This window comes from Bacteroides sp. MSB163 (genome assembly GCF_036416795.1).
Classification (GTDB): Bacteria; Bacteroidota; Bacteroidia; order Bacteroidales; family Bacteroidaceae; genus Bacteroides; species Bacteroides maternus.
In genome coordinates, this window is sequence record NZ_CP143867.1 from 1,742,949 (window position 1) to 1,754,148 (window position 11,200).

Annotated in this window: 13 protein-coding genes and 1 tRNA gene; 11 read left to right on the top strand and 3 right to left on the bottom strand. The window is 44.1% G+C overall.

Annotated features, from left to right (window positions below):
* Positions 1-7: 7 nt before the first annotated feature.
* Together VYM24_RS05985 and VYM24_RS05990 are read right to left on the bottom strand one after the other, a co-directional pair.
* Entirely contained in the window at positions 8-1,165 is a 1,158-nt protein-coding gene (locus tag VYM24_RS05985; RefSeq protein ID WP_291549970.1) for an alpha/beta hydrolase-fold protein, read from the bottom strand.
* Between the two features lie 264 nt (positions 1,166-1,429).
* Entirely contained in the window at positions 1,430-1,828 is a 399-nt protein-coding gene (locus VYM24_RS05990; RefSeq protein WP_330941743.1) for a hypothetical protein, read from the bottom strand.
* A gap of 178 nt (positions 1,829-2,006) precedes the next feature.
* Here VYM24_RS05990 and VYM24_RS05995 point away from each other — a divergent pair, with 178 nt between their 5' ends.
* The 11 genes from VYM24_RS05995 to VYM24_RS06045 all read left to right on the top strand — a co-directional run bounded on the left by VYM24_RS05995 (position 2,007) and on the right by VYM24_RS06045 (position 10,409).
* Positions 2,007-2,594 (top strand): LOG family protein, encoded by a 588-nt coding sequence (locus tag VYM24_RS05995; RefSeq protein WP_291553429.1) that lies wholly within the window; start codon positions 2,007-2,009, stop codon positions 2,592-2,594.
* Positions 2,591-3,319, top strand: a complete 729-nt coding sequence (locus VYM24_RS06000; protein WP_044262934.1) for a DUF4271 domain-containing protein — start codon at positions 2,591-2,593, stop codon at positions 3,317-3,319. Before VYM24_RS05995 ends, VYM24_RS06000 begins: the two co-directional genes overlap by 4 nt.
* Before the next feature lie 4 nt (positions 3,320-3,323).
* Positions 3,324-4,076, top strand: a complete 753-nt coding sequence (locus VYM24_RS06005; protein WP_044262936.1) for a uroporphyrinogen-III synthase — start codon at positions 3,324-3,326, stop codon at positions 4,074-4,076.
* A 138-nt stretch (positions 4,077-4,214) separates the two neighbouring features.
* Positions 4,215-4,667: a ribonuclease P protein component gene (gene rnpA / locus VYM24_RS06010; protein WP_044262938.1), complete on the top strand. Its 453-nt coding sequence runs from the start codon at positions 4,215-4,217 to the stop codon at positions 4,665-4,667.
* Entirely contained in the window at positions 4,664-4,885 is a 222-nt protein-coding gene (gene yidD / locus VYM24_RS06015; protein ID WP_044262940.1) for a membrane protein insertion efficiency factor YidD, read from the top strand. Before rnpA ends, yidD begins: the two co-directional genes overlap by 4 nt.
* A gap of 23 nt (positions 4,886-4,908) precedes the next feature.
* Positions 4,909-5,553, top strand: coding sequence for a TatD family hydrolase (locus tag VYM24_RS06020; RefSeq protein WP_330941744.1), 645 nt, complete (start codon positions 4,909-4,911; stop codon positions 5,551-5,553).
* Between the two features lie 76 nt (positions 5,554-5,629).
* On the top strand, positions 5,630-6,922 hold the full coding sequence (gene tyrS, locus VYM24_RS06025; protein WP_330941745.1) for a tyrosine--tRNA ligase: 1,293 nt from the start codon (positions 5,630-5,632) through the stop codon (positions 6,920-6,922).
* Between the two features lie 103 nt (positions 6,923-7,025).
* Positions 7,026-7,096: transfer RNA gene (locus VYM24_RS06030), tRNA-Gln, on the top strand.
* A gap of 245 nt (positions 7,097-7,341) precedes the next feature.
* On the top strand, positions 7,342-8,184 hold the full coding sequence (gene kduI / locus VYM24_RS06035; protein ID WP_007219103.1) for a 5-dehydro-4-deoxy-D-glucuronate isomerase: 843 nt from the start codon (positions 7,342-7,344) through the stop codon (positions 8,182-8,184).
* A 70-nt stretch (positions 8,185-8,254) separates the two neighbouring features.
* Entirely contained in the window at positions 8,255-9,049 is a 795-nt protein-coding gene (locus VYM24_RS06040) for a gluconate 5-dehydrogenase (RefSeq protein WP_330941746.1), read from the top strand.
* Positions 9,050-9,164: 115 nt separating this feature from the next.
* A complete protein-coding gene (locus VYM24_RS06045; protein ID WP_330941747.1) occupies positions 9,165-10,409 on the top strand; it encodes a DUF4861 domain-containing protein in 1,245 nt (414 codons plus the stop codon).
* A gap of 83 nt (positions 10,410-10,492) precedes the next feature.
* Here the strand turns inward: VYM24_RS06045 and VYM24_RS06050 are convergent, their stop codons facing one another.
* On the bottom strand, positions 10,493-11,107 hold the full coding sequence (locus VYM24_RS06050; RefSeq protein ID WP_007211542.1) for a polysaccharide deacetylase family protein: 615 nt from the start codon (positions 11,105-11,107) through the stop codon (positions 10,493-10,495).
* Between the last annotated feature and the right edge of the window lie 93 nt (positions 11,108-11,200).

The window sequence follows — 11,200 nt, forward strand, 5'->3', positions numbered from 1 at the left end:
TAATACATTATTTCGTTTTAAATAATAGGGGAGCAAACTCTTTCAGACATCTGCGCCAGGTCAGGAACTCGTGGGCAGTGCCTGGGGATTCATAATAGATCGTATTGATCCCTGCGGCCTGTAAACCGTCACTGAGGTTTTTGGTTCTTTCAGGATGTTCTTCCGAACCGATGCCCAGGAAGAAGACGTGTACTTTATCGTTGAATGCTTTACGATTTTTGAATACACCGCCGTACACGGTATCGAGTTGCTTCAGATCTATGCTGCCCGCTCCGCTGAATCCGCCGATATAGGCAAATTTATCCAGATTGTTCAAGGTGGTATTGAAAGTAAGAAGTCCGCCCCAGGAAAGTCCGGCCATGGCACGGTTGTCCCTATCGGTCAGTGTCCGGAAATTGGAGTCGATATGAGGAATGATTTCATTCACTAAGATAGCAGGAAACTCTGCACCGAATCTTTTTCTCGCCCCCTCAGGAGTTTCACCCGGATTGGTCTTGAATACCTCGATATTACCATTGTCCATGACTACGATCATTGGTTTGGCTTTACCTTCAGCAATCAGGTTATCCATAATGAAATTCATCTTGCCCTGGTTTGCCCAACTCGTTTCGTTTTCTCCCATACCATGTTGCAGGTAGAGCACCGGATACTTCTTGGTAGGGTTCTTGTCATATTCCGCCGGAGTATAGACGATACATCTGCGCCATTCTTTGCGGATATCAGAGTAGTACCAGCTTTGGCTGATCAGTCCGTGAGGTACGTTCTTGATGGAATAGTAGTCCACACCTTTCTCCGGGATTTCAATACCGCTTACCCATTTGCCCATACCGAAGAATGGTTTTCCATTGGGATCGGCGGCACTTACTCCGTCTATTATAACCTGATAGTAGTGGAAGCCTACTACTTCAGGTTCTTTTGATATAAGCGACCAATATCCGTCCGCCTCTTTGGTCATTTCACCTCGGAAACTGATTTCTACTTTCTGGGCGTTGGGAGCGTGTATTCTAAAATGTACACGTCTGTCCTCGCCTATGCGGGGATAGTCAGCCCCATTGATGTTATGCTCATTGGGAGTGGTTCCTGCCGGAAAATCTTGTTGCTGGGCATTCATTGTGAATGGGAGCGCTAACAAAGAAGAAAAAATAAGTTTCAATACATTTTTCATAAGCATTAGAATAAATTAGATATAAAATTAATGATTCAGTGAATTTATCTATTCAGTGGATGTTGAGCGTAAAATTACTCTGCTAATACTTTGTGCTGGATTACTATTTTGTTTTCGGGGAGGATTTTTTTAGGAGGATAAGATTAATCCACCGGATAGAAAGAAAAATCCCCTTCCTGATATTGAATAGGAAGGGGATTATAACCCGTCTTTTGCCTTATATGGAAGGGATTTAGTACAACAAAGTCACCTTAACTTTATGCCTTACGCTTGCGATGTCTCCAGCATATTAATCAGTTGTACCCGCTGGATAGAGAAACTATTACTCTCTTTTTGTACATACTTCAATAATTCAAGCCCATCCTGATGAAGCTTGGATTTCCGCAGCAAGTCGTCTGCTTCCATATCATCAGATATCTTCAGCATAGTCATGGCGGCAAGTTCTATTTTCCCCATTTCATTGAGATCGCCTTTATACTGGTCTATCAGTTCTTGTGTATCCATGCCTAATAACTCATCGGTAGGGAAACCTAATATCTGCCGGATCAGACCGTCATATTCGGTCCATTCATTCCAGCGATACTTCTTTTTCTTGAGCAGGGCGTTCACAATCAAAGAAATGATCTCTTGAATCATTCGTATCAGGTAATCTTGTTTAATCATAATTATTTATCGTTTTTATAGGTGATGGTAAATTGGGTTGATTGTTATTCGGAACTCTGAGAATTCCGGTTTCTTCTTAAAGTAATGCTTTGTGCTCACAAAATTAGTGATATTTTTAAGATATCGCTGAAAATCCATACCTTTGTGCGCATTAATAATATAAGGTAGAGCAATTTCCATGAATAAGATAACTTCCGTATGCGTATATTGTGCTTCGAGCACCAAGATTGATTCCGCTTATTTTGAAGCAGCCCGTGAATTGGGCACTTTGTTGGGACAGCGCCACATCCGTCTGATAAATGGTGCGGGAGGCATCGGACTGATGAGTGCTACGGCCGACGCAGTGCTGGCGGCAGGCGGAGAGGTGACCGGTGTCATTCCTCACTTTATGGTGGAACAAGGCTGGCAACACAAGAGGCTTACGGAGATGATAGAAGTGGAAAACATGCACCAGCGCAAGCAAAAAATGGCGGATCTGAGTGATGCTGTCATCGCATTGCCCGGTGGATGCGGCACTTTGGAAGAATTACTGGAAATTATCACTTGGAAACAACTGGGCCTCTACCTGAATCCTGTTGTCATCTTAAACACTAACGGCTTTTTCGATCCCCTCCTGGCTATGTTGCAGCGTGCTATGGACGAAAACTTTATGAGGCAGCAGCACGGTGCAATCTGGCACGTAGCAAGCACTCCGCAGGAAGCCGTCGAACTGATTCATACCATACCTGCCTGGGATAGTTCTATACGTAAGTTTGCGGCAATATGATCGGGCTCTTGTTGACATGGATAGCGGGGTTTGAGGGGATGCCCATTCCTTATTCTCCTAAGTTGGACGATGGGATCACAGTGCTCCTGTTGTGCTGCTTTTTCATGTCAGCCTATGTATTGTCCCGTAGTCGCAAGTTCCTGGTGCAGTTGGTGAAGGACTTCCTCCTTAATCGTGAACGAACCAGCATCTTTGCCGCTACCACCGCTACGGATATGCGCTATATGTTGTTGCTGATTCTACAGACTTGTGTGTTGGCTTCTGTCTGTACTTTCAACTATTTTGTTGATGTCAGGCCAGAGTTGGGCGAACACGTCTCTCCTTACGTTTTGCTCGGGGCATATCTCGCACTGGCTTTGCTTTATCTTTTCTGGAAGTGGGTGACTTACTCTTTTCTGGGCTGGATTTTTTTTGACGCGAGTCGTACCGGTCTTTGGATGGAGTCCTATTCTACTCTACTTTACTACCTTGGATTTACCTTTTTCCCGTTTGCTTTGTTCCTTGTTTACTTCGATTTAAGTCTTCAGGCAACTGTGATAATCGGTTTATTTTTGGTCTTTTTTACTAAAATATTGATGTTATATAAGTGGATAAAGCTTTTTTGTGGCAATTTATATGGCATTTTGCTTTTAATTTTGTACTTTTGTGCCCTTGAAATCATACCTTGTTTTATCATGTATCGAGGTGTGTTACAACTAAATGATTATTTGATAATAAATTTTTAGGACGTTGAAAATTAAGAAAGTACTTGTGTCGCAGCCGAAACCGGCATCAGAGAAATCTCCTTACTACGACATCGCCCAGAAGTACGGTGTGAAAATTGATTTTCGCCCGTTTATTAAGGTGGAAAGTGTATCTGCTAAAGAATTCAGACAGCAGAAAGTGTCTATCCTGGATTACACAGCAGTTATCTTCACATCGCGTCATGCTATTGACCATTTCTTCCACCTGTGTACAGAATTGCGTGTAACCATACCGGAAACTATGAAGTATTTCTGTGTGACAGAAGCTGTTGCATTGTACATCCAAAAGTATGTGCAATACCGCAAACGTAAGATCTTCTTTGGAAATACCGGAAAGTTTGAAGACTTGTTGCCTTCTATTGTTAAGCACAAGACCGAAAAGTATCTGGTTCCGATGTCGGATGTACATACGGATGAGATTAAGAATCTCTTGGATAAAAACAAGATACAGAACGCGGAAGCTGTCATGTATCGCACTGTAAGTAATGATTTTACTTCAGAAGAAGAGTTTGATTATGATATGTTGGTGTTCTTTAGCCCTGCTGGAGTGACTTCTTTGAAGAAGAACTTCCCGAACTTCCAACAAGGCGATATTAAAATTGGTACCTTTGGCTCTACTACCGCGCAGGCCATACGTGATGCCGGACTCCGCCTCGACTTGGAAGCTCCCAGTGTACAGGCGCCTTCTATGACGGCTGCGCTGGATATGTTCATCAAGGAGAATAACAAAGGAAAATAATTTTAGAGTTACGAGCTACAAGCTACGGGCTACAAGTGTCATGCGGAAGCAGTATGCCATTTACAGCTTAAACTTGTAGCTCGTAACTTATTTACTGCGAACTACTTGTAGCTCGTAGCTTGTAACTCATAACTAAGAATGCTTAATACCCTGCACAAGTCCGAAAGACTGGATAAGAAGAAAGTCATCGACAAGATGTTTTCAGGCGGCGCACGTTCGTTTTCCGTCTTTCCTTTGCGTGTGGTATATCTGCCGGTAGAGGAGTTGGAAGCGCCTGTTTCCATACTTGTCAGTGTATCAAAGCGTCGTTTTAAACGTGCGGTAAAGCGTAACCGTGTAAAACGCCAGATACGTGAGGCGTACCGGAAAAATAAGCATGGATTATCGCAGACGCTTCAGGATGAAGGACGGCAACTTGCTGTGGCTTTCATTTATCTTTCCGACCGGTTAGTCGATTCGGTGGAGATAGAGGAAAGGATGAAGGTTGCGCTGGCACGTATCACGGAGAAGGTATTGGCGGATGTTGCCGTTCAGAAAGCCGGAGAAAATGCTGCGTCTGCTGAGAAAACCGGTAGTGCGGGGCAGTCATGAAAAAGCTGCTTTCATACTTGCTGTTGCTTCCCATCTATTTCTATCAGAAGTGTATTTCGCCTCTGACTTCCCCTTCATGTCGTTTCACTCCTACCTGTTCACAATATGCCGTTGAAGCGATAAAGAAATATGGACCATTCAAAGGGTTGTATCTGGCAATCCGGCGTATTTTGCGCTGCCACCCCTGGGGAGGTTCCGGATATGATCCCGTTCCATAAAAACTATTTCCTGTACTATTCGTATGATAATTCCTGTTGATATACATACACATAGGCGGCCACAAGTGCCCGGAACGGCTATTGTGAACTGTTTCCCTGAATCGTTTGTTCCGCAAACGAAAGGCTGGTATTCTGTGGGAATACATCCATGGTATATCGCTTCTTTCGTAGCTTCCCTAAATGACAGTAAGGCCCGTTTTGAAGAATTACTGGACCATCCTCAGGTGTTGGCTGTGGGTGAGGCCGGATTGGATAAATTGACTGAAGCACCTTTAGCTTTGCAGATAGAAGTGTTTGAATATCAGGCGCGCCTGGCCGAAGAGGCGGATAAGCCGTTAATTATTCATCTGGTGAAAGCGGTAGATGAACTTCTGAAATTGAAACAGAAGATACGACCGGTGAAACCGTGGATTATTCACGGTTTTCGTGGAAAAGCGGCTCTTGCAGAAGAATATCTCCGACATGGTTTCTATCTTTCTTTCGGGGAGAAATATCAGGAGGAAGCGTTGTGCATAATGCCGTCTGAACGGTTGTTTATCGAGACGGATGAAAGCACGACATCTGTCGATGTGCTTTATGAACGGGCGGCTATTCTCCGTAAAACTCCTCTTGAAGAGCTCAGAAGAACGATTCGTAAGAATGTGAGCGAAATCTTTTTTAGGCGATAAGAGTTGTTAGTTCAGATAAAGAGTCGTACTTTTGCAATTACAAAGTATATCAAATATTTAAATAGTTAATCATTCGATGAATTTTGTAGAAGAATTGAGATGGCGTGGCATGCTCCACGATATGATGCCTGGTACGGAAGAACTTCTGGCTAAGGAACAAGTGACCGCATACATAGGTTTTGACCCTACGGCGGATTCATTGCACATTGGACATCTTTGCAGTGTAATGATACTGCGTCATTTCCAACGTTGCGGACACAAGCCGATGGCACTGATCGGTGGTGCTACGGGTATGATTGGTGACCCTTCCGGCAAGTCGGCAGAGCGTAATCTGCTTACAGAAGAAATTCTGCAACGCAATCTGGATGGTATGAAGAAGCAGTTGAGCAAGTTTCTGGATTTCGAATCCGATGCTCCTAACCGTGCAGAATTGGTGAATAACTATGACTGGATGAAGAACTTCACTTTCCTTGACTTTGCCCGTGAAGTAGGTAAGCATATTACTGTGAACTACATGATGGCGAAAGATTCTGTAAAGAAGCGTCTGAACGGTGAAGCTCGTGACGGTCTGTCTTTCACGGAATTCACTTATCAGCTGTTGCAAGGCTACGACTTCCTGCATCTGTATGAAACCAAAGGTTGCAAACTGCAAATGGGTGGTTCCGACCAATGGGGTAACATCACGACAGGTGCCGAATTGATTCGTCGTACAAATGGTGGCGAGGTTTTTGCGCTGACCAGTCCGCTGATAACGAAGGCTGACGGTGGTAAATTTGGCAAGACCGAATCCGGCAATATCTGGCTTGATCCCCGATATACTTCTCCGTATAAATTCTATCAGTTCTGGTTGAACGTGAGTGATGCTGATGCAGCACGCTACATCAAGATATTCACTTCCCTGTCAAGAGAGGAAATCGAAGCCCTGACGGCTGAGCATGAGGCTGCACCGCACTTGCGTGTTCTTCAGAAACGTCTGGCAAAAGAGGTGACTATTATGGTTCATTCCGAAGAAGACTATAATGCAGCGGTGGATGCATCTAATATCCTGTTCGGCAATGCAACTTCCGAAGCTTTGAAGAAGTTGGATGAAGATACCCTTCTGGCCGTATTCGAAGGCGTTCCTCTGTTTGAGGTTTCCAAGGATGCTGTGTCTGCCGGTGTGAAGGCTGTTGATCTGTTCACAGACAATGCAGCCGTATTTGCTTCCAAAGGTGAGATGCGTAAATTGGTGCAAGGTGGCGGCGTTTCTCTCAATAAAGAGAAGCTGGAAGCCTTCGACCAAGTGATTACTTCTGCTGACCTTTTGGATGAAAAATATCTGCTTGTGCAGCGCGGAAAGAAGAATTACTACCTGATTATAGCTAAATAAAAGGCTAATTAGGGGTAAATAAGAAAAAATGCCCCGAAATATTTGGATATTTCGGGGCATACTTCTATCTTTGCACCGCTTTTTAACAGAAAGCGCATAAGTTTGGACTATGGTGTAATGGTAGCACAACAGGTTTTGGTTCTGTTTGTCCAAGTTCGAATCTTGGTAGTCCAACTCAAAGAAAGCCTTGGAAGAGAAATCTTTCAAGGCTTTCTTCTTAATATAATCGTCCTGATAGATCTTTTTTCTGTATTATTTTCTGTTAAAGAACTTCTATTTTCTTCCATTTGAACAATATTACTATATAATTGGTACAAAAACACAATGTTTCTCCATTTTCTTTTGCTACATTTGCATCGTGTACGTAAACGAAGTATGCCAATAACCGATTATTATCAACTTTAAAACGTAATAGAATTATGAAAACGAACTATGAAATTCGCTATGCAGCGCATCCCGAAGACGCGAAAAGTTATGATACCAAGCGTATCCGTCGTGATTTTCTAATCGAAAAAGTCTTCTCTGCTAACGAAGTAAATATGGTATATTCCATGTACGACCGTATGGTTGTAGGTGGTGCAATGCCTGTGGGCGAAGTGTTGAAACTGGAAGCTATTGATCCGTTGAAGGCTCCTTTCTTCCTGACTCGTCGCGAAATGGGTATCTTTAATGTAGGCGGTCCCGGTGTGGTAAAAGCCGGTAACGCTGTATTCGAATTGGATTATAAGGAAGCTCTTTATCTGGGTTCGGGCGATCGTGAAGTAACTTTCGAAAGCAAGGATGAAAAGAATCCCGCCAAGTTCTACTTCAACTCACTGACTGCTCATCGCAACTATCCTGATAAGAAAGTGACGAAGGCTGATGCCGTAGTTGCTGAAATGGGTAGCCTGGAAGGTTCCAACCACCGTAATATAAATAAGATGTTGGTGAATCAGGTATTGCCTACCTGCCAGTTGCAGATGGGGATGACGGAACTTGCTCCGGGTAGCGTATGGAATACGATGCCGGCACATGTGCACAGCCGTCGTATGGAAGCTTACTTCTATTTTGAGGTACCCGAAGAACATGCAGTTTGCCACTTCATGGGCGAAGTTGACGAAACCCGCCACGTATGGATGAAGGGCGACCAGGCTGTATTGTCTCCCGAATGGTCTATCCACTCTGCTGCGGCTACTCATAATTATACCTTTATCTGGGGTATGGGTGGTGAAAACCTGGACTATGGAGATCAGGACTTCTCTTTGATTACCGACCTGAAGTAATAAATTGAGTAAACCGAGACTTTGAATCGTAATTAGAAACAAGTTATTAACAAACCTAAGTAAATAAATTATGGTAAACTTTTCATTAGAAGGCAAAGTGGCACTCGTAACCGGTGCTTCTTACGGAATTGGCTTCGCTCTGGCAACTGCCTATGCACAAGCCGGTGCAAAAATCGTGTTCAACGACATCAAACAAGAATTAGTAGACAAAGGCTTGGCTGCTTACAAAGCTGAAGGCATTGATGCTAAAGGTTATGTATGCGACGTGACAAATGAAGAACAGGTGAACGCCATGGTTGCCCAGATTGAGAAAGAAGTGGGCGTGATTGATATTCTGGTGAATAATGCAGGTATCATCAAACGTATCCCGATGCACGAAATGAAAGCTTCTGAATTCCGTCAAGTGATCGACGTAGACTTGAACGCTCCGTTTATCGTATCCAAGGCTGTTATTCCTTCTATGATTAAGAAAGGTCACGGCAAGATTATCAACATCTGCTCTATGATGAGTGAGTTGGGCCGTGAGACCGTATCTGCTTATGCTGCTGCCAAGGGCGGATTGAAGATGCTGACTCGTAACATCGCTTCCGAGTACGGTGAATACAACATCCAGTGTAATGGTATCGGCCCGGGTTACATCGCTACTCCGCAGACTGCACCGCTTCGCGAAAAGCAAGCTGACGGTTCACGTCACCCGTTCGATGCATTTATTGTTGCTAAGACTCCGGCTGCACGTTGGGGTACTCCTGAAGATTTGATGGGTCCTGCCGTATTCCTGGCTTCCGACGCTTCTGACTTCGTAAACGGTCACGTACTCTACGTTGACGGTGGTATTCTGGCTTACATCGGTAAACAGCCTAAATAAGTATATTAACAGATAATGGGAAATGGATAATTGATGCTGTCAGTTATCCATTTTTCCCATTTTCTGTATCTTCATAATCATTATCCGTTTTTCAATTATCAATTGATTAAGCAATATGAAAAAGTTATTCCTTTTATTGGCAACAGTATTCGTATGTTTTGCCTGCACCAACACTAAGGATGTAGTTACCGTAACGGTAAGCAATCCTTTGGCAATGGAGCGTTCCAATGAAATGGTTGAGGTGGCTATGAGCGACATCGCCAACCAACTGAAACTGGCTGACACAGCACAGATTGTGGTTCTGAATGCTGACGGACAACAAGTCCCCTATCAGATTACTTATGATGAAAAAGTGATTTTCCCTGCAAGCGTAGCAGCTAACGGTACGGCTGTTTATACCATTCAGGCAGGTACGCCTGAAGCTTTTGCAGTAAAGGCTTGCGGTAAATATTATCCTGAACGTGTGGACGATGTTGCCTGGGAAAATGACCTGGTTGCTTTCCGTGCTTATGGTCCGGCTTTGCAAAAGACCGGCGAACGTGCTTTCGGTTATGATGTCTGGACGAAGTACAATACTACTGAGCCGGTTGTAGAAGCTCGTTATGCAAGCGAATTGAACCCGGAGACCAAAGCTAAGATTGCTGAACTGAAGAAGACAGATCCGAAAGCTGCACAGGAATTATATAAATCAGTTTCTTATCATGTAGACCATGGAAACGGTTTGGACTGCTATAAAGTAGGTCCTACGTTGGGTGGCGGTACTGCTGCTTTGATGCCTGACGGTGAAATCGTTTATCCGTATTGCTATGCTACACAGGATATCCTGGACAACGGTCCGTTGCGTTTCACTGTGAAGCTGGTTTACAATCCGCTGACTATCAAGGGCGACTCAACAGTGGTTGAAACACGTGTTATCACGCTGGATGCAGGCTCTCACTTGAATAAGACTGCAGTTTCTTTTGATAACCTGAAAGAGACTACTCCCGTGGCTACAGGTATCGTGTTGCACGAACCGGATGGTGCTGTTGTAGCTGATGCTGCTGCCGGCTATATCACTTATGTGGATCCTACGGACAATGTGAATAATAACAATGGTAAGATATTCGTGGGTGCTGCTTTCCCGACTACGGTAAAGGAAGCTAAATCATTGCTCTTCCCTGAAAAGGAGAAGAACGAACTGCGTGGTGGTGCCGATGGTCATGTATTGGCTATCAGCGATTACGAACCGGGTTCAGAGTATGTTTACTACTGGGGTGCTGCCTGGGACAAGGCTGACATCAAGACTCCGGAAGCATGGAATGCATACATGGCAAACTATGCTCAGAAGGTACGCAACCCGTTGACGGTGACGGTTAAGTAATTGATGCTGTTATAGAATAAAAATACCCTCCGAATACAAAAATATTCGGAGGGTATTTTTATTCTATAATTATTTGATTAGGATTACAATAGTTTAAACTCGTATCCCTCCTCTTCCAAAAAATCCAATGCCCGCGGCAGTGCATATTGTAGGTTGCCGTTATTCCAGGACTTTAGCGAGTCGTGGAAAGTGATAATAGACCCGTTCCGTGCATACCTCATCACATTGGCAAGTACTTGCGGCCCACGCAGTTTCTTACTGTAGTCACGCGTCACCAAATCCCACATCACTATCTTATAATGCCGTTTCAAAGTGAAATACTGTCCCCAGCGCATGTGACCGTGCGGTGGACGGAAGAGATCTGTTTTCATCAGTTCATTCGCCTTGTCCGTATTGGCAAGATAATTGTCGGACAGATATTCGAACCCGCGAATATGATTGAACGTATGGTTGCCGATGCGGTGGCCGCCATCTACTACCATTTGGAATACGTCGGGATGCTTGCGTATATTGTCTCCCACCATGAAGAAGGTGGCTTTGATGTCATGTTTATCCAATAATTCAAGTACCCATGGGGTTACTTCGGGGATGGGACCATCATCAAAAGTCAGGTAGACGGATTTCTCGTTCGGATCCATTCGCCAGATGGCACCGGGATATAGCTTTCGGACAAACTCGGGAGGCTGTTCTATAAACACGGTTATTAGTGATTAACGATTAGTGATAAGTGATTAGTAGTTAGCGGTTAGTGATAAATGATTAGCGGTTGGTGTGCGATGTTACGGCACAGC

Coding starts and splice junctions, on each gene's coding strand:
- VYM24_RS05990 (WP_330941743.1), bottom strand. CDS start 1,828: ATGATTAAACAAGATTACCTGATACGAATGATTCAAGAGATCATTTCT.
- VYM24_RS06000 (WP_044262934.1), top strand. CDS start 2,591: ATGATCGGGCTCTTGTTGACATGGATAGCGGGGTTTGAGGGGATGCCC.
- kduI (WP_007219103.1), top strand. CDS start 7,342: ATGAAAACGAACTATGAAATTCGCTATGCAGCGCATCCCGAAGACGCG.
- VYM24_RS06020 (WP_330941744.1), top strand. CDS start 4,909: ATGATAATTCCTGTTGATATACATACACATAGGCGGCCACAAGTGCCC.
- VYM24_RS05985 (WP_291549970.1), bottom strand. CDS start 1,165: ATGAAAAATGTATTGAAACTTATTTTTTCTTCTTTGTTAGCGCTCCCA.
- tyrS (WP_330941745.1), top strand. CDS start 5,630: ATGAATTTTGTAGAAGAATTGAGATGGCGTGGCATGCTCCACGATATG.
- rnpA (WP_044262938.1), top strand. CDS start 4,215: ATGCTTAATACCCTGCACAAGTCCGAAAGACTGGATAAGAAGAAAGTC.
- VYM24_RS06040 (WP_330941746.1), top strand. CDS start 8,255: ATGGTAAACTTTTCATTAGAAGGCAAAGTGGCACTCGTAACCGGTGCT.
- yidD (WP_044262940.1), top strand. CDS start 4,664: ATGAAAAAGCTGCTTTCATACTTGCTGTTGCTTCCCATCTATTTCTAT.
- VYM24_RS06045 (WP_330941747.1), top strand. CDS start 9,165: ATGAAAAAGTTATTCCTTTTATTGGCAACAGTATTCGTATGTTTTGCC.
- VYM24_RS05995 (WP_291553429.1), top strand. CDS start 2,007: ATGAATAAGATAACTTCCGTATGCGTATATTGTGCTTCGAGCACCAAG.